Genomic DNA, 17676 nt, shown 5'->3' with positions numbered 1-17676 from the left:
TTCAATGTTTTTGTTGCTTTTAATATAAATTCTATTATATTTTCAGTAAATATCTAGCAAATTTATAAAATTTCTCTTAGGGTATTAGCCTGTTTCATCCATTCTCTTAATTCATCGTTTTTGTCTAATTGTATCATTTGTTTACATCTCTCTAATTCTTGTTGAAAAAAATCAATAGAACTTAATAAGTTATCTTTATTTTGTAAAAAAATACTTTCCCACATTTGTGGCGATGATTTGGCAATTCTGCTCATACCTTTAAAAGATCCTCCGGCTAAATGAACTATATTTCTTTTATCTTCTTCCTTCATTACAAAATTTGCCAAAGAAAAACTTATAACATGAGGCAAATGAGAAATAATAGCAGCATGATGATCATGGGCTTTACTATCCATAAAAACAATTTTCATCCCTAAATGAGAAAAAATTTCTACCGCTCTTTTTTGATGTAAATCATCAGCTATTTCACTATCACAAAGAACACAAACTGCATCTTTATAAAGCTCTTTAAAAGCTGCTTTTGGACCTGAATTTTCAGTTCCTGTCATAGGATGAGCAAAAAGAGTTTGTTTGATTAAATTCTTAGGCAAACTTTCTATAATTTTTCTTTTTGTACTTCCAAGCTCTATAATTGTTACATTAGAAGGCAAATCAACTAACTTTTGCAAAATTGCTATAATAGCATCAACAGGAGTTGCGACAAAAATCATATCACATAAAGCTAAATCTTTAAATTCTATAAGCTCATGAATAAGACCTAATTGCAGGGCATCTTTTTCATTTTCTTTGCTTAAATCCATACCATAAACACAAGAAATAAGCTTATTTTCTTTCAAACAAAGCCCTAAAGATCCACCCATAAGCCCAAGCCCTATAATTGCTATTTTCATACTTTCTACCTTAGTTTTTTTGTTAAATTTTTTTTGCTATTATACAGCTTTTAATAAAGCTTTAGGTAAAAAATCAATGAAAAAACATCTTATTAGTATTTGTGCTTTAGTTGCTATGGCCAATGCAGCAACCATTAAAGATATTAAATTTATCGGATTAAATCATTTATCGAACACAAGCGCTATAAATATCGCGGGGCTTAAAATAGGCGAGGAAATAAATCCTGCAAAAATCAACACTGCTATTCTTAATCTTTATAAACAAAATTATTTCGAAAATATTGCAGTAGAAAACAACAATGGAATTTTGGAAATTATAGTTACTGAAAAACCAACTATAGCAAAGGTTAGTATAACAGGTATAGCTTCCAATGATAGAAAACAAGTTGAAAGTATTTTAGGGATTAAAAGAGGTACACTACTTGATGAAGGAAGTATAAAAGAAGCTATTGAACGCATTAAAGCTTATTATGAAGCAAAAAGTTATTTTGATACTATTGTAGAATACAAAAAAAAGACTTTAGAAAATACTGATGGACTAGAGCTTGAATTTATAGTAAATCGTGGTGAAAATATCATTATTGATAATGTTCATTTAAGTGGAGCAAAGAAATTTTCATATTCTGATATAGAACCTGCTGTTGTTAACAAAGAAAAAGAATTTATGGGATGGATGTGGGGACGCAATGATGGAAAATTAAAAGTTTTTGAACTTAGTAACGATAGTTCAAGAATTGCTGATGAATATATGAAAAAAGGATATTTAGATGTTCAAGTATCCTCCCCTTATCTTAAAACCTACACAGATACTTATCAAGCAAATTTGACTTATTTTATCAAAGAAGGAAAGCCTTATAAAATTAAAAGTATAAGCATAGAAAATCCTTTATTTGATGATAAGCAAAATGCACAAACCGTAAAAGATTTAAGATCAAGCGCTGGCAAAACTATCAATATCGAAGACATTAGAAAAGATGTTAAAACCATAGAAACACAAAGTGCTGATTTGGGTTATGCGTTTGTAGAAGTCTATCCTGATATTCAAAAAAATGATCAAACTCAAGAAGCCACCGTTGTATTTAAAGTAATCCCTCACGATAAAGTTTATATAAGAAATGTTATTATTTCAGGAAATTCACGCACCGTAGATCGCGTCATACGCCGAGAATTATATATAACAGAAGGTAATTTATACAATAGAACAGACTTAAGCGAGTCAAAAAATGCTTTAAAAAGAACTTCTTATTTTGACGATGTAAATATCAAAGAAGAAAAAGTTGATAATACACATATTGATTTGATTGTTGATGTTAAAGAAGCTTCTACAGGAGCTATTTCTGGAGGCATTGGCTATGGATCAAGCGATGGTATTTTGCTTAACGCTTCTTTATCGGATACAAATATCTTTGGTTCAGGAATAAAAAGCTCTGTAAGCGTAGATAAAAGCGATGATACTTTATCGGGAAGGATTAGTCTCGTAAATCCACGCGTTCTTGATAGTCAATATAGTCTGGGTGGAACACTTTATTCAAATGACTATGAATGGGATAATTATTCAGAAAAAAATTACGGCTTTGATATAACAGTTGGACGCCAATTTGCAAGATACTATAATGTAAGCTTAACTTATAATCTTGAACAAAGCGATATATATCACTTAAGTCCAACTCTTTTAAGAACAGGATATGAACTTGGCAAAAGTATTAAAAGCTCTATAACTCCAGCAATCACCTTTAACAATACAGATGATTATTATCTGCCACGATCAGGTATTATTGCTTCAACTAGTTTAGAATACGCTGGACTTGGCGGAGATCAAGAATTTATTTCATCAAGCTCTAAATTTAACTTTTATCAAGGTTTGCAAGACTATATAGGATATGATCTTATTTATCGCTATAAAGCGAGTTTTTATAAAGTATGGGATGAAGGTTATTTACCAATTAACCAAAGAATTTATTTAGGTGGTATTAGATCGATACGCGGTTTTGAAAGCAGAACAGTAAGTCCTAAAAATCAATGGGGAGATGAAGTAGGTGGAACTATAGCTTTTGCCAATTCCGTAGAACTTAGTTTTCCTTTGATTGATAGAATCAAACTTCGTGGTAGCGTGTTTTTTGATTATGGTATGATAGGGCGTAAAAATTTAGATGAAATAAAAAGAATGAGTACAGGTATAGGCATTGAATGGATTACACCTATTGGACCTTTACAACTTGTATTTGCCAAACCTCTTAATGATAAAAAAGGTGATGATACTAATAGTTTTGAATTTAATCTTGGAACACGCTTTTAATGAAAGAATTTTTAGATGCTTGCTTGAATGCAAATTTGCAAATACGCAAGTATCTAAACAATATCCCACAAAATGATCTTAAACTTTGCTCTAAATTAGGCTATGATAAAAATCAAGGCTATGAGCTTGACTTAAAATGTGAACAAATTTTCATAAAATATCTTAGTTGTTTTGGACAAATTTTTTCTGAAGAAAGCGGATTGATCGGAAAAGCTAGCCCAAAACAAATGATTCTTGATCCTTTGGATGGAAGTTCAAATTTTGTTTCTAAAATACCATTTTATGGAACTTCTATAGCTCTTATGGAAAAAGATCAGGCAAAAAGCGCTTTTGTTTGCAATCTTGTCAGTCAAGAAATTTTTGCTTTTAATAACAAACAAGCTTTTAAATCCAATCTTTCCGATCCAAAATACTCACCCTTAACACCTAATCTATTTTCTAAAATAGGTATAGTTGAAAAAATTTCACTTTATCCAGAACTTCTCGATTTTTTAACAAAAAATCAATTAAAATTTCGCTCTTTGGGTGCAACAGCCTTAAGTCTTGCTTATGCTTCGTATTTTAGTTTTGTATTAATTCTTGGAAAAACACGAATTTTTGATACAGCAGCTGCTTTAGCAATTCATCAAAATTTATATATAGAAAAAAATGAAAATTTCCTTCTCCTAAGCCAAGACAAAAAAATTTTTGATATAATCTTAGAATTTTTAAAAAATAATTAGGTGAATATATGAATTTTGCAGATATTTTTTCAAAAATAAGAAGACAACAACCTAGCGTTAAAGAAGCGCCAAATCACTGGGTAAAGTGCCAAAGTTGTCATGCTTTGATGTATTATAAAGAAATAGAATCTTGTTTTAATGTTTGTCCTAAATGCAATTATCACATGAGAATTTCAGCTGATGAACGTATTAAACTTTTAAGCGATGAAGGCAGTTTTATTGAGTATGATGCAAATTTAGAAGCTATAGATCCTTTAAAATTTGTTGATAGCAAATCCTATAAAAAACGCCTTAGCGAAGGTGAAAGTAAAACAGGTAGAAAAAGTTCTGTCATCAGTGGAGAATGTGAAATCAATGGTTTAAAAACCCAACTTGTTGTATTTGATTTTTCTTTTATGGGCGGATCTTTAGGTTCTGTTGAAGGAGAAAAAATTGTTAGAGCTATACAAAGAGCTATCACAAGCAAAACTTCTCTTGTCATCGTAAGTGCAAGCGGTGGAGCTAGAATGCAAGAAAGTACTTATTCTTTGATGCAAATGAGCAAAACTAGTGCTGCACTTAAACTTCTTAGCAAAGAAAAACTTCCTTATATTAGCATTTTAACCGATCCTACTATGGGTGGAGTAAGTGCTTCTTTTGCTTGGCTTGGAGATTTAATCATCGCTGAACCTGAAGCTTTAGTAGGTTTTGCTGGTGCAAGAGTTATTAAACAAACTATAGGAGCAGATTTACCTGAAGGTTTTCAAAAAGCAGAGTTCTTGTTAGAACATGGACTTATAGATGCCATAGTTGAAAGAGGAGAACAAAAACAATATCTTAGCGATGTACTAAAATTTTTTAGTGGAAAATAATTTGCAAGTTAATATCTTTTGTATTCAAAAAAGTGATGAATTTAAAACTTGTAGTGAGAAATACTCTAAACTCATCTCCAAATACGCCACTTTAAAAGAAATAAATGTTTTTAATAAAAAAATAGCCTTAGCTCAAAATTTAAATGCCATAGAAGCAAAAAAAAGCTATGAAGAAGCTTTTATGCCTTATAAAAAAGGCTATTGTATCGCTCTTGATGAAAAAGGGAAAGATCTTACAAGTATAGAATTTGCAAAACTCATCCAAGATAAAAATGAATTAAGTTTTTTTATAGGAGGTGCTTATGGTTTAAGAGAAGAATTTAATCAAAGTTTGGATTTTAGACTATCATTAAGCAAACTTACTTTAGCACATCAATTTGTTAAAACCTTACTTTTAGAACAAATTTATCGTGCATTTTGCATCAACAACAATCACCCTTATCACAAATAGAAAGTTTTAAAATGAAAAAAAATGAAATACAAAATTTCAAAAATATTTTAGAAGAAAGAAAAAAAGCCATCTTAGAAAATTTGCAAAGCAATTCAAATGAAATCGAAGCTCTTCACAATAGCGTCCCAAGCGATAGTGTGGATTTTTCTGTCATAGAAACAGGATCTCAAATTGACTTTGCTATCAGCACCAATCTCAAAGAAGAACTTATAGAAATCGAAGATTCTTTAGATAAAATCAAAAACGGCACTTATGGAATTTGCGAATCTTGCGATGATGAAATCGACTCTCAAAGACTAAAAGTCAAACCTCACGCAAGATATTGTATCACTTGCCGTCAAATTGCAGAACAAGGAAAAAAACATGAAAATTAAACTCTTCTTACTTGCAAGTTTTATTTATATAGCACTTATTTTTGCCTTTGCTTGGCATCTAGAACTAGGAAGCTATACTCTAAATATCAGCACTTATACCTTTGAACTACCTATTATGATATGGCTTGTTATTCCTTTATTTATTTATATGATTTTAGCCGTTTTACACATAGCATTTTATGGATTTTTGCGTTATTTAAAATTTAAGCATTTTTTTAAAGATGCAGCTAAATTTGAAGCTTATACTCAAGATTTACTCCTTGAAAAAGATCTTAAAACCACTTTTCAAACAAAAGAATTTAGATCTGTAGCACAACTTTTTAAAACCATAAAAACACATGAAAAAATTCCACACTCAAATAAAATCAATGAAATTTTAGATCTTATTGATGGTTTAAATAAAAACGAATTTTTTAACCTTAGCAAATTTAAACTCGAAAATAACAATGTTTTATATTTGCAAAATGAAAAAAATCATCTCAAAAATGATGCAAATTATGCCTATAACAAACTTAAAAACCTTAATGAAATCAAAGATGAATTTGAAGAAATTGCTTTTAACACTCTTATAGAAAAAGCTAGTTATGAGCAAATTAAAAATGTAAAAATCCCTAAAAAGCCTTCTGAAGTTCTCACACTTATCAAGCGTTTTAAAGAAGGAAATTTAGAACTTAGTGTAGCAGAATATGAAGTTTTACTTTCACACAACATATTAAGCGAAAAAGACTATCTTAATGCAGCAAAACTAAGTACTAAACTTTTAAATCCTGATGCTATTTTAGGAATTTTTAACAAAATTAAAAATGAAAAAAGCGAAGCTTTAAGAGCATATTTATATCTTTTGGCTGAATTTGGACTTTTAGATGAGTTAAGAGAACAAATTCACAATGATGATAAAAAATTTAATGATTTTAAAGCCTTTTTAGCCTTGCGTGAAAAAAATATCAAAATCGATCTAAATCAACTCATACAATGATAGATTTTAGCAAAAAACCCCTGTTTTTAGCCCCTATGGCAGGTTTTTCAGATCTGCCTTTTCGTAATGTAGTAAAAAAATTTGGTGCTGATATTACCATAAGTGAAATGATAAGTTCTAATGCCTTAGTTTATGAAAGTTCTAAAACTTTACATATGCTAGAAAGAGCTGAATTAGAAAATCCCTATATAGTCCAAATTGCAGGTGGAGATAAAGAAGTGCTAAAAAAAGCAGTGCAAATGCTAAATGAAATGGATTTTGTAGATGGGATCGATTTTAATTGCGGTTGCCCTGTAAATAAAGTTGTTAAACAATGTGCTGGCAGTGCTTTGCTAGAAAATTTAGAGCTTTTTAAAAATCTTGTAGGAGTGATTAAAGAAAACAATAAAAAAAGCCTTACAAGTGTGAAATTTCGACTAGGATTTAATGAAAAATATCCTGAAAAAATGGCTAAAATTTGCGAAAGCTTGGGGGTGGATTTTATAAGTATCCACGGACGCACAAGAAAACAGCTTTATAGCGGAAAAGCCGATTATGGATCCATTGCTAGTGCTAAAGCGAGTGTGAAAATTCCTGTGATTGCAAATGGCGATATTAACGCACAAAACGCTAAAGAAGTTTATAAAATCACAAAATGTGATGGACTCATGATAGGGCGTGCAAGCGTAGGAAATCCTTGGATATTTTATGAAATCAAAAGCGGTAAAAGTGTAGATGAAAAACTCAAAAAAGAAATCATACTCACTCATTTTGATGAAATGATAAAACACTACAAAGATCAAGGCGTAAGTATATTTCGCAAGCATTTACACGAGTATTCTAAAGGGCATAAAGACGCTTCAGCCTTTAGAGATACCGTTAATCGTATCGACAATGTCGAAGAAATGCGAAAAAAAATAGAAGAATTTTTTAGTTTAACTTGATTGATTTTTATAATTTAAAAAATCTTAAGCCTTAATATCTATAATTTTTGCTGAAGTGTTTTGAGAAAGAATTTTATTAAATTCCCCTGCATTATCATTGCTAAAATTCATACCAAAAAGAATTTCTAGCTCATCGCTTGTGCCAAATTTAGTTTCTAGTAGTTTTCTTAAAAGCTCATTCATTTTATTATCATCTTTGTAGGTTTCGCTTTTACTTTCTACTTGTATAGGTTTGAAAGCTTTTTTGTCTTCTTCTGAAGTTTCTTGCAGTTTTTTCTGCGATGAATCAATATTGTTAAAATCAACAAAATATTTTTTTTGAAGCTCAAGATATTTTTCTTTAAATTCATCTATACTTTTGCTTGTGTGAAAAATTTTAACATAAGCTTCATCATAACTCACGCCATCAATATGCATCCAACGAGGGTGTTTAGCATTTTCATCCATCCATTGAAATAAATTTTTAACTTCTGATTCTAGTAATTCATTGTTTCTAAGCTTATCTTCTATTGAACCCTCGACTAATTCTATTTTATCGCTGAATTTTTTAGAAATCTTATACAAATCTATCAAATCATTACCTAATTCTTCTCTTTGTTTTTTTGTAAGCTCGGGATTTCCATTTTCAATACTTTCATCTCTTATTTTGGTAAGTGTTTGCAAAGGATTGTTTCCAAAATATCTATTAAAAGAGCTTAGAGGAAATACTATCATCTTTATCACCTTGGAATAAATTTTATTCTAAAGTAAATCGGCAAAAATGATTTTTTTTAATATTTTTACTCATATATTTAAAATATAAAGCGCAAGTCTTCTAGCCCTTGAAAAAAATCTTACTTAATCTTCCAAAGTCCTTACAATCAAACTTTTAGGTAAATTAAAATGCTCTATAAGTTCTTTCTCTTTTTCTCTCATTTCTCCATTATCATTTTCATGATCAAAACCTAACAAATGAAGCATAGCGTGGATAAAAAGCAAGCTTATTTCTTCTTCATAGCTATGCCCTAACTCTTTAGCCTTTTCTTTTGCCAAATCCACATTGATCACAACAGAACCCAAAGGCAAACTCTCATCGATATTTTCAAGTGGAAAAGAAAGTACATCAGTGGTTTTATCTTGTTTTCTTTGCTCTAAGTTAATTTCTTGCATTTCTTTACTATCCACAAAGACAAGCTCCACATCTTTAGGACTTAAAAAACTTGCTATAGATTCTAAAAAATCACATTTTTCATCACTTAATATCATAAACCTTCCTTAATCAAATGATATAAATTTTCTATTTCTTCATCATCAAAAATCGCACAATTTTTACTACTATAAAATTGTTTTAGTTTTTTCTCTTCAAACTCAAATCCTAAAGCACATTGAGAATGCGAAGGTAAAAAAGCCCTTAGCAATGTAATGGAATTTTGAATTTTCTCATCACAGGCAAAACAAAAAAAATCTTTATGCAATCTTCCTTCAAATTCCAAAATTTTTAAATAAGCATCAACAATAACACGCTTTGGATTTTGTTTTTCAAACCTTTTCACACACTCATCAAGTAAATCAAAATAAAAACTATCAAGCTCTTCTACATCTTTTAAGTGCCTATATAAAAGACGGATAAATTCTTGCCAAATAAGCATTTTATCCCTTTGCATAATCCATAAAAATCCCAAATGCAATACATCTTTAAGTCTTGGTAAAAAACTAGGATTTTCTTCTAAAGCAAAGTCGATTTTATAGCCGCTTAAAATACTAGAATGTCTAAGTCCATAAAAACGATAAGCCTTAATAAGCATTTTAGGACTTAAAATATAAACAATCAAATCCTCATCTTTAACTTTTTGAGTATGAAGTATAAAGCCTTGCATTAAACAATTTCAATACCATAAGCCCTAAGTATATCAAAAGCGGATTTTTCTAAATTTTCATCAAAACTTGCACTTAAATTTTGGTGTAAAATTATCCTTGCATTAGGCTTAGCACCAAAAGCTAAAATAATATTACAAAACACACAAATATGAGAAACAAGCCCTGCAAAATGAAGTTCTTCATAATCACTTTTTTGTATGAAATTAGCTAATTCTAAGCTACCAAAAGTATTTTTATAAAAAATTTTATGAGCTTTTTGTAAAAAAGGTTCAAATTCCTTTGGCATTTGCCAACCCAAACTCTCTTTAATGCAATGTTTTACAGGCAAATTTAAACCTTCTTTACTTTGTAGATAATGCTCATCATGCGTATCATAGGTTAAAAGCAAATGCGTGTTATTAAAATCGATTTGATTTAAGGCTTTAAGAATATTTTCTTTGATTTTTAAAGCCTTATCAAAACCTAAACTTCCATCAATAAAATCATTTTGATAATCCACTAAAACAAAAGCTTTTTTCATGCTTTTATGCCTTTTGAAGCCAAAAACTCTCCGTGTGTAAATTGGCAAAAGCGGTTTTTAAACTTGTAAAAAGCTTAGGATGATCTTTTTCTAAATTTGCTAAAAGCTGTTTAGCTTCTTCTCTAGCGTGTGGAAATTTTACATTTTTTTCACTGAGTTTCATACCAGGACAAAATTCATTTCCTATCACGCTAAGTTCATTTTGCGTAGCATTATCCCTAAGCTGTCTTTCTCGCACAAAAATCAAAGGGCGTATCACAGTTATACCGCGTTTGCTTTGATAAATAGGCGCTAAGGTTCTTAAAGCTCCATTATGAATAAAATTCATAAAAAAGCTTTCTGCTGCATCATCTAAATGATGGGCTATAGCAAGCTTGTTAAAACCTTTTTCAAGAGCGTAAGTATATAAAGCTCCACGACGCATTCTCGAAAAATAACTACAAAAACTTGAATTTTCTCTTATGGTATCGCCTGAAACTTCATAAATATTTGAATCAAGCACGCTATGTTTAATGCCGTGTTCTTCACAATGTGCATGAAGATGAGAATAATCCTCGCCCATGCCATAACTCAAAGTTACCGCTTCAAGTTCAAATTTAAAAGGAGCATGAGCTTGCATACGATTTAAAAGATGGGCTAAAGCCAAAGAATCTTTCCCGCCACTAAGCCCTAAAAGAACCCTATCTCCATCTTTAATAAGTCCAAATTTAGCATTAGCTTGTGCAACTTGGCGTATAAGTTTTTTGCTAAGATTTATCATAATTTCTCGCACATTTTAAGCACAAAATTGGCTGAAATTTTAGCTGAATTGATCACAAATTCATCAAAATCAAATTCAGCCTTTTCCCCTGCTTTATCACTCATAGCTCTTAAGATAAAACAAGGCACCTTTAAGGCATCACAAACCAAAGCCACACTTGCGCCTTCCATTTCACAAGCATCAGCATTGAAAATTTCTCTGATTTTTGCTTTTTTTGCTTCATCGCAAATAAACTCATCACCCGTTGCAATAATGCCTGCACGCAGTTTGATATTTAATTCCTTAGCAACTTCTAAAGCAAGATTGTTTAATTTCTCATCGGTTTTGATAAAAATTTCATTACCTGGAACAAAACCCAAAGGATGCCCAAAAGCGGTAATATCAAGATCGTATTGAGCTAATTTTGTTGCATAAAGCAAATCACCAATTTCAAGTTCAGGATTAAAAGCACCTGCAACTCCTGTAAAAAGCAAAGCTTGTGCGCCAAATTTTTCTATCATCACACTAGCACTAAGAGTAGAATTTACCTTGCCAATTTTAGAATACGCTAAAACAAGTTCATGGTTTTTATACTTTGCAAAATAATAAGTATTGTTAGCGTGTTCTATTTTCGTATAATCTTTAAGTGTTTCAAGTAAAGGAGTGATTTCTTCACTCATGGCTCCTAAAATTGCTATTTTCATCATACAACCTTTAAAAATTCATCAATATCATTCATATTTGTTAAAGCATAAGTTTCTTTTGAAGTGATTTTTTTATTCAAACCCTTAAGCACACTTGCGCCAAATTCTATGAAATAATCTACTTCATTTTCACATGCCTTAATGCTTTGTTTATAAAGCACAGGAGAGATAAGTTGTGCTTTTAAAAGCTCAAGGGCTTCTTCTTTGCTTGTATAAATTTTGGCATTTGCATTAGAAATTACGGCTTTAAAATTTGGTTTTAATACCTTTTCAAGCTCCACACAAAGCTTAGCTGAAGCATTTTCCAAAAGAGGACAATGACTTGCCACGCTCATATTTAAAAGCATAGCTCTTTTAGCTCCTGCTTCTTTAAATACACTTTCATAACTTGCTAAATCAGGTTTTAAACCTGCTACAACGATTTGTCCATCGCAGTTATAATTTGCAGCGAAAATTTGCTTGTTTTCTTTTTGTGCTTTTTGACAAAGCTCTTCAACCTTTTCATCATCAAGCCCCAAAACCACCATCATACCTGCTTCAACTTTTGCACAATCTTCTTGCATAAAAAGTCCTCTTTTATTGACCAAAGAAAGAGCCTCTAAAAAATCAAAAGCACTATTAACAGCTAAGGCTGAAAATTCTCCCAAAGAATGCCCTAAAGCAAATTTCGAACTTAGATCAGGTTTTTTTTCAAGTAAAACACTATAAGCCATTAAGGAATTTAAAACGATGGCGGGTTGAGTAAATTCACTTTGATTGAGTTTTTCGTTTTCTTCAAAAAGCAAATGTTTAAAATCAATCTTACAAAAATCACTTGCGTTTTGAAGGAGTTCTTTGGCTTTTATAGAGTTTTCATAAAAATCTTTTCCCATGCCAAGACTTTGTGAGCCTTGACCTGGAAATATAAACGCAGTCTTCATTAATGACAACCGCAACCACCGCCACCACAGCAACCGCCGCCACCATGTCCGTGTCCGTGATGATGATCGTGCCCATGTCCGCTTCCACAACCACAACTATGACTTCCTGCGATAATACCTGTAAGAATTTCATCTTCACTTGCAGCTCTAGCATCTACGATATTTAAAGAAAAAAGCAAATCACGACCTGCATAAGGGTGATTATAATCAATTGTCACATCATTTTCACCAATTTCTTTTACAGTTACACGAACGGTTTCGCCATTTTCACCTTCGCCAAAAAGTTCCATACCTACTTTTAAATCAATACCTGCAAATTGCTCTTTTGGTAAAGTTTGAACCGCATTTTCATCGTATTCGCCTAAACCTTTTTCTTTTTTAATTACCACATCAGCATTGCTAGGGCAATCAAGCTTCATCACTTCTTCTTCTAAGCTTTCTAAAATCTGACCTTTGCCTAAAATAAAAGAAATAGGTTGAGAATATAAATTTGATTCTAAAACTTCATTTGTATTTGCATCTTTTAACTCATAAAACATTGAAACTACACTATTTTTTTCTATAGCCATTTTATCTCCTTAATTTATTTTCTATTAGGTGAAGCTTTTGCTTCGGGTGAATTTGGATAATTAGTTTTTAAAGCTTTATAAAAACCATTTGCTGTTTTTGTATCACCTGTTTTATCCAATGAAATGGCAGTATGATATAAAAGTTTTGGGAAATAATCTCCTTTTGTACTCAAAGAAGAACTTTTTTTATAATAAACAATAGCATTGTTATAATTTTTTTGTTTATACTCGATCTCCCCTAACCAAAAATTTGCTCTTGCAGGTTTATACTGCTTTGTTATGAGAAAATTTAATTTTGCTTTGGAATCTTCAAAAGCATTTTTATCAACATCTTTTATCGCTAATTCTAAAATTTCATTATTTTTTTTCTTTTTCCAAGATTCATCAATTTGTTTTGCTTTATCATCTTGGGTATTTTGAGTATTATTGTTTTCAATGGTACTATTTGAATCTGTAGTTGAAACAACAACACTAGGTGTAATAGTTTTAACGCTTAAATTTGCATCATTTAATTCGTTTTTAGAAACATAATTTGCATTAATAGCATCTACTAAAAAACTAAGTTCGGCTAAAACTTTTTTTACTTGCTTATTATTAGCTTCTTGAATTTTTCTACTTTCTTCAACATAAGCCTTTAATTTTTGAATTTCACTAGTAAAATTATTTTCAATATTTTGATTATTCTCTTCAACTTGACTTAATCTAGAATTTGATTTGGCATATTGAGAATTTATACCTTCTAAAGTGCTTTGTAAACCCTCGATTCTTTCGTTAATTTCATTAATTCTAGCATTTGTTTGTATATTTTCATTATTTAAATTATCTAACTTTTCTTTAAATAATTTTTCATTTGAAGTTAAACCATAAGAAGAATTGCTTGTTATATCTCCTGCACCAAAAGCTGAGCTTTCTGCATAAAGTAAAGTAGCTCCAAGAAGAGCTACTGTGAATATTTTTTTCATTAATTATCTTGATAATTTAAATTCAGCACGTCTGTTTTGCGCATCGCAAGCTTTAGTTTTTTCAGTACACACAGGATTTGTTTCTCCATAGCTTTTAACAGCAATTCTATCAGCATTTACACCTTTAGCGATTAAAGCTTCTTTTACAGCTTTTGCTCTTTTTAAACCTAGAGCTTGGTTATATTCATCGGTTCCCCACTCATCGCAGTTTCCTTCAACAGTAATACTTACACCGCTTACTTCAGTGTTAAAAATATTAGCATTTGTGCTTACAACATTTTGCATATCAGGACGAATGTTGAATTTATCAAAATCAAAATATACTTTATTTAAAGTATCATTAAGTTGAGAAATTTTTGAATCAATATCCCAACCATCACTTCCACCTGAACCACGATTTGAATCAACACTACTATCACCGCTTACGCTAGTGCTTTTTGTGCTACAACCACTAATAACAACTGCAAGAGCTGCGATTGAAGTAAAAAGAATTTTTTTCATTTATGACCTTTCAAAGTTAATAAATTCTTATTATTATATCTAATTTTTAATTAATTTTGACCTAAAATTGAAATTTTTACCAATCAATTGATTGAATTTTTCCAACCCTAAGAGGAAAATAAAAAGTCTTATTTGCATTTACACGAATAACACCCAAAGCACTTTGCGCACCTAAATATTTGATAAATACTATACTTCCACCATCACTAGAAAATCTTGGAAATAAATTTTTTCCATTTACTGTAAGTTGACGAATATAATCACTATTAATTGACATCAAATAAATATTAAAAACACCTGCTTGATTTGGTTCACGACTTGAATAAACCAAAAAATCTTTATAAGTCGAAACAGCCGAATTGTTTCTACCATGAAAAACAACTTGTTCAGCACTATTGCTATTTAAATCTTGCATAAAAATATTAGGATATCCTAAACGATCGCTTACAAATACCACTTTACTATCATCTGAGCCAATAAAATTTCCATTAACATCAATACCAGAATAATTAGTTAATTGTGTTAGATTTTTGGTATTTAAGTCATATAAATAAACATCAGGCTGATCTTTTGGAGCCATGGTAACAAGTAGTTTACTTCCATCTACACTCACATCACTTGCTACAACCATACCGCCACTTGATAAAATTTTACTAGCTTTATTGGTATTTAAATCATAACGGTATAAAGTTGGCTTATCATGATCATAAGCTGTATAATAAAATAGAGTTTGTTCTTTATTTCCCCATTTTGGAAATAAATTAAGCCCACCATCAACAATAACTTTTTGATAAGTTAAAGTATAATCAGCCATAATAATTTGACTTTTTTTAGAGCTAGAATTTCTCGCGATCAAAATTTTATGATCCATCCAATCAACAGGTGCAAGTCCTAACGCATTTACAGAAGCTTTGACGCTTTTATGTGCCAAAAATGGATATTGCTCTAAACCATTTAAAGTATAAGTTTGCTCTGACTTATCAGAACCGCCAGCTTTTATTTTTACATTTAAACTCAAAGTGTTACCATTTTTATTTAAAGTGTATTCAAAAGTATAATTACTTGTCTCAGTTGCATTAGCAACAACTTCAAAGTTTGAACTTACTTTCAAATCGTTCACAATGATATTATAAAAGCTTTTCTTTAAATTCTCATCACTTAAATTTGAATTGTCTTTAACAATAATCTTTGGTAAAACTACACCAGAATTAACAACATCAATCACTGGATCTTCTGCCCAAAGACTTCCTAAAAAGACTAAAAAAATTGCTACAATTTTTTTCATTTTTTTCTCCTAATCATTTTTAACTTTTACTTCATCTCTTAAATTCATGGTAATGCTTATATTTTTATTTTGCGGAGGATAAGTAATAAATTTACCTTTTTGACTTTCTAAAAATTCAGCCACTTTAGCATCATATAAAGGATTCCCACTTTTTTCAACTGAAGTATAGCCAAATTTTCCATTTTCATCAATAAAAATTTTTACCTTAACAGAAATTTTTTCACTATTTGGATAATACTGAGTCCATCTTTGAGTGATAATACGCACAACTTTCCCTAAAAATTCATCATAAATTCCAATCTTTTGCGCCTTTGTGCTTTCGCCTTGCGTTGAACTTTCTTCTTGAAGTAAACTATCATTAAGTTGTTTTACAAGTTCAGAAGCTTGAGGTTTTGCGGCACTAGAAGCTCCTGATTTAGCACTTGATTGAATTTTTGTAGTCTTTTCTTCTTGTATTTCTTTAATATTTCCAAAAAGCTCATTAAAATTACTTGCCTTTTGGTCAATATCTTCAGTTTTAACTGTTTTATTTGTAGTCTGAGCAAAAAGCTTTTCTATATCAATTTGCTCTGTTGGTTTTTGTATTTCTTTAGGAGTGTTGCTTTGAGTAATAACTTGTTTTGATGGTTCAGCAAGTTCAATATCTACAAAACTATCTTTTATATCAGTATATTGTATAGCAGGTTCAACCTCGCTTACAAGTCTAAAAAAAACAAGAATTACTATACTAATATATATTGCTAAAGCAAGTAAAAACGAATTTAAATTACTCAAACTATAATTTTTCATGATTATTCAGTCTGTAAAGCAACTTTATTAAATCCTAAATTTTTTACACTTCTTAAGACTGAAATAACATCGTCATATTTTAAGCTTTTATCAGCGCGTATAAAAACCGGATCTTCGGTATTAAATTGTGCTTTTCTTTGAGCAAGATTGTCAGCAAAACTTATAAAATCGTATTTTTCTTGATTTAAAAAAATTTCTTTTTTTGCATTAATACTAATAATTAAACTCTTAACAGTTGGAGTGCTGGTATTTTTTTGACTACCTTGTGGAAGATTAATTTTTTCTTCATAAGTAATGCTTGGAGCTGTTACCATTAAAATCGCAAGCAATACAAGCATAATATCTACTAAAGGTGTGATATTAAGTTCAGGTTTTTCATCATCAAATGGCATTTTTAACCTTATTTACTCGAACTTATAACTTTAATCTCGCTATCAATAATGCTTAAAAGTTCAAAAGCTTTTCTTTTAATGATGAGATGAAATGTATAAGCAGGAATTGCTACTAAAATACCACAACCTGTAGCAACTAAAGCCTCGCTGATTTTAGGAGCTATGATACTTAAAGAATTTTGAGTTCCAAGCCCACCAAAAGTTTCAAGTATAGAAATAACTGTCCCAAAAAGACCTATAAAAGGTGAAGTTGAAGCAATAATACTAAGCCAAGTAAGTCCAGCAGAAGCGCGGCGACTTGCTAAATTTTTATAGATTTCTAAATGATTTGAAGTTGTATCATTGCACTTTCTTAAAATCGAATCAGTACGACTTAAATCCTTCTCACCCAAGAGCAAAGTTTCTAAACTTTCTTTTTCCTTATTTCTCCATGTAGCCAAATAAGTCAATCTAGCAAACAAAATACTAAATGCTAAAATAAAATATAAAGAAAGCCATAATAAAACTATATAAGTAATAATACTTGAACTATTGAAAAAATGAAATATAGCTTCAAAATTCATTAATGCATCCTTGCATTATCAAGTTTTGAAAAAGTTGCTGCTAAAGCTGCATTATCAGAACTCATAGATTTAATCAAATCTTTTGCTTGAGCAAGATTTTTTTCAATCTCACTTTCATCACTTCCACAAACCCAAACCGCACCCTTTGCTAACACGCAAATCTTATCTTCATCTACCTTTGCATGTCCAGCATCAATAGCAATTAATTCATGGTTTAAATCAGCTTTTTCAATATCAATTACTCCAGATTTTAAAGAAGAAACCAAAGCAGCATGTCCTTTAAGCACGCCAAATTCTCCTTCACTACCCGGTAAAGTAACAGATTTTACTTCTCCTTGATAGATTACACCCAAAGGCGTAACTATCTCGAAATTAATCAAATCGTTCATAAA

General features: G+C 30.6%; 23 protein-coding genes. 7 read left to right on the top strand and 16 right to left on the bottom strand.

Annotated elements, in window-relative coordinates:
- Positions 1 to 62: 62 nt before the first annotated feature.
- The gene (locus FBF21_RS00910) at positions 63 to 890 is read right to left on the bottom strand and encodes a prephenate dehydrogenase (RefSeq protein WP_002860599.1); all 828 of its coding nucleotides are present in this window, start codon (positions 888 to 890) and stop codon (positions 63 to 65) included.
- A gap of 76 nt (positions 891 to 966) precedes the next feature.
- Between FBF21_RS00910 and bamA the strand changes: the two genes are divergently transcribed.
- Genes bamA through FBF21_RS00875 form a run of 7 tightly spaced genes read left to right on the top strand, consistent with a single transcriptional unit; the run spans position 967 to position 7483 of the window.
- Positions 967 to 3186, top strand: a complete 2220-nt coding sequence (gene bamA, locus FBF21_RS00905) for an outer membrane protein assembly factor BamA (protein ID WP_002869859.1) — start codon at positions 967 to 969, stop codon at positions 3184 to 3186.
- Complete coding sequence (locus tag FBF21_RS00900; RefSeq protein WP_002851687.1) at positions 3186 to 3908, top strand: inositol monophosphatase family protein; 723 nt, start codon at positions 3186 to 3188, stop codon at positions 3906 to 3908. The genes bamA and FBF21_RS00900 overlap by 1 nt, the downstream gene beginning before the upstream one ends.
- An 8-nt stretch (positions 3909 to 3916) precedes the next feature.
- Positions 3917 to 4759 (top strand): acetyl-CoA carboxylase, carboxyltransferase subunit beta, encoded by an 843-nt coding sequence (gene accD, locus FBF21_RS00895; protein WP_002851791.1) that lies wholly within the window; start codon positions 3917 to 3919, stop codon positions 4757 to 4759.
- Position 4760: 1 nt separating this feature from the next.
- On the top strand, positions 4761 to 5210 hold the full coding sequence (locus FBF21_RS00890; RefSeq protein WP_002851666.1) for a 23S rRNA (pseudouridine(1915)-N(3))-methyltransferase RlmH: 450 nt from the start codon (positions 4761 to 4763) through the stop codon (positions 5208 to 5210).
- Positions 5211 to 5221: 11 nt separating this feature from the next.
- A complete protein-coding gene (gene dksA, locus FBF21_RS00885; RefSeq protein WP_002851949.1) occupies positions 5222 to 5584 on the top strand; it encodes a molecular chaperone DnaK suppressor DksA in 363 nt (120 codons plus the stop codon).
- Positions 5574 to 6560 carry a hypothetical protein gene (locus FBF21_RS00880; RefSeq protein ID WP_002851806.1) on the top strand — a complete coding sequence of 329 codons (987 nt, stop codon included), beginning with the start codon at positions 5574 to 5576 and terminating at the stop codon, positions 6558 to 6560. The genes dksA and FBF21_RS00880 overlap by 11 nt, the downstream gene beginning before the upstream one ends.
- Positions 6557 to 7483 carry a tRNA-dihydrouridine synthase gene (locus FBF21_RS00875; RefSeq protein WP_002823485.1) on the top strand — a complete coding sequence of 309 codons (927 nt, stop codon included), beginning with the start codon at positions 6557 to 6559 and terminating at the stop codon, positions 7481 to 7483. The genes FBF21_RS00880 and FBF21_RS00875 overlap by 4 nt, the downstream gene beginning before the upstream one ends.
- Before the next feature lie 24 nt (positions 7484 to 7507).
- Here the strand turns inward: FBF21_RS00875 and FBF21_RS00870 are convergent, their stop codons facing one another.
- The 15 genes from FBF21_RS00870 to atpC all read right to left on the bottom strand — a co-directional run bounded on the left by FBF21_RS00870 (position 7508) and on the right by atpC (position 17673).
- Positions 7508 to 8197 carry a hypothetical protein gene (locus FBF21_RS00870; RefSeq protein ID WP_002904351.1) on the bottom strand — a complete coding sequence of 230 codons (690 nt, stop codon included), beginning with the start codon at positions 8195 to 8197 and terminating at the stop codon, positions 7508 to 7510.
- A gap of 123 nt (positions 8198 to 8320) precedes the next feature.
- On the bottom strand, positions 8321 to 8728 hold the full coding sequence (ybeY, locus tag FBF21_RS00865) for an rRNA maturation RNase YbeY (protein ID WP_002851664.1): 408 nt from the start codon (positions 8726 to 8728) through the stop codon (positions 8321 to 8323).
- Positions 8725 to 9339 (bottom strand): recombination protein RecO, encoded by a 615-nt coding sequence (gene recO, locus FBF21_RS00860; protein WP_002851895.1) that lies wholly within the window; start codon positions 9337 to 9339, stop codon positions 8725 to 8727. The genes ybeY and recO overlap by 4 nt, the downstream gene beginning before the upstream one ends.
- On the bottom strand, positions 9339 to 9860 hold the full coding sequence (locus tag FBF21_RS00855) for a cysteine hydrolase family protein (RefSeq protein ID WP_002785057.1): 522 nt from the start codon (positions 9858 to 9860) through the stop codon (positions 9339 to 9341). Before FBF21_RS00855 ends, recO begins: the two co-directional genes overlap by 1 nt.
- Before the next feature lie 4 nt (positions 9861 to 9864).
- Positions 9865 to 10620 carry a tRNA 2-thiocytidine(32) synthetase TtcA gene (locus FBF21_RS00850; RefSeq protein WP_002851719.1) on the bottom strand — a complete coding sequence of 252 codons (756 nt, stop codon included), beginning with the start codon at positions 10618 to 10620 and terminating at the stop codon, positions 9865 to 9867.
- Positions 10617 to 11306, bottom strand: a complete 690-nt coding sequence (gene pfs, locus FBF21_RS00845) for an aminodeoxyfutalosine nucleosidase (RefSeq protein WP_002859787.1) — start codon at positions 11304 to 11306, stop codon at positions 10617 to 10619. Before pfs ends, FBF21_RS00850 begins: the two co-directional genes overlap by 4 nt.
- Positions 11303 to 12175 (bottom strand): ACP S-malonyltransferase, encoded by an 873-nt coding sequence (locus FBF21_RS00840; protein ID WP_230099935.1) that lies wholly within the window; start codon positions 12173 to 12175, stop codon positions 11303 to 11305. Before FBF21_RS00840 ends, pfs begins: the two co-directional genes overlap by 4 nt.
- 47 nt (positions 12176 to 12222) lie before the next feature.
- Positions 12223 to 12792, bottom strand: coding sequence for a peptidylprolyl isomerase (locus FBF21_RS00835; protein WP_002851661.1), 570 nt, complete (start codon positions 12790 to 12792; stop codon positions 12223 to 12225).
- A 14-nt stretch (positions 12793 to 12806) separates the two neighbouring features.
- Positions 12807 to 13754, bottom strand: coding sequence for a tetratricopeptide repeat protein (locus FBF21_RS00830; protein ID WP_002869947.1), 948 nt, complete (start codon positions 13752 to 13754; stop codon positions 12807 to 12809).
- 3 nt (positions 13755 to 13757) lie between these two features.
- On the bottom strand, positions 13758 to 14255 hold the full coding sequence (pal, locus tag FBF21_RS00825; protein WP_002851617.1) for a peptidoglycan-associated lipoprotein Pal: 498 nt from the start codon (positions 14253 to 14255) through the stop codon (positions 13758 to 13760).
- A gap of 76 nt (positions 14256 to 14331) precedes the next feature.
- On the bottom strand, positions 14332 to 15540 hold the full coding sequence (gene tolB / locus FBF21_RS00820; protein WP_002904346.1) for a Tol-Pal system protein TolB: 1209 nt from the start codon (positions 15538 to 15540) through the stop codon (positions 14332 to 14334).
- A 9-nt stretch (positions 15541 to 15549) separates the two neighbouring features.
- Positions 15550 to 16329 (bottom strand): TonB C-terminal domain-containing protein, encoded by a 780-nt coding sequence (locus tag FBF21_RS00815; protein WP_002869949.1) that lies wholly within the window; start codon positions 16327 to 16329, stop codon positions 15550 to 15552.
- A gap of 2 nt (positions 16330 to 16331) precedes the next feature.
- Positions 16332 to 16721, bottom strand: coding sequence for an ExbD/TolR family protein (locus FBF21_RS00810; RefSeq protein WP_002858790.1), 390 nt, complete (start codon positions 16719 to 16721; stop codon positions 16332 to 16334).
- Positions 16722 to 16729: 8 nt separating this feature from the next.
- Entirely contained in the window at positions 16730 to 17284 is a 555-nt protein-coding gene (locus FBF21_RS00805) for a MotA/TolQ/ExbB proton channel family protein (RefSeq protein ID WP_002854361.1), read from the bottom strand.
- A complete protein-coding gene (atpC, locus tag FBF21_RS00800; RefSeq protein WP_002851752.1) occupies positions 17284 to 17673 on the bottom strand; it encodes an ATP synthase F1 subunit epsilon in 390 nt (129 codons plus the stop codon). The genes FBF21_RS00805 and atpC overlap by 1 nt, the downstream gene beginning before the upstream one ends.
- Positions 17674 to 17676 lie beyond the last annotated feature (3 nt).

The sequence above is a fragment of the Campylobacter sp. CFSAN093238 genome (assembly GCF_012898015.1).
Lineage (GTDB): Bacteria > Campylobacterota > Campylobacteria > Campylobacterales > Campylobacteraceae > Campylobacter_D > Campylobacter_D jejuni.
This window is presented reverse-complemented; position numbering and strand designations above follow the sequence as displayed.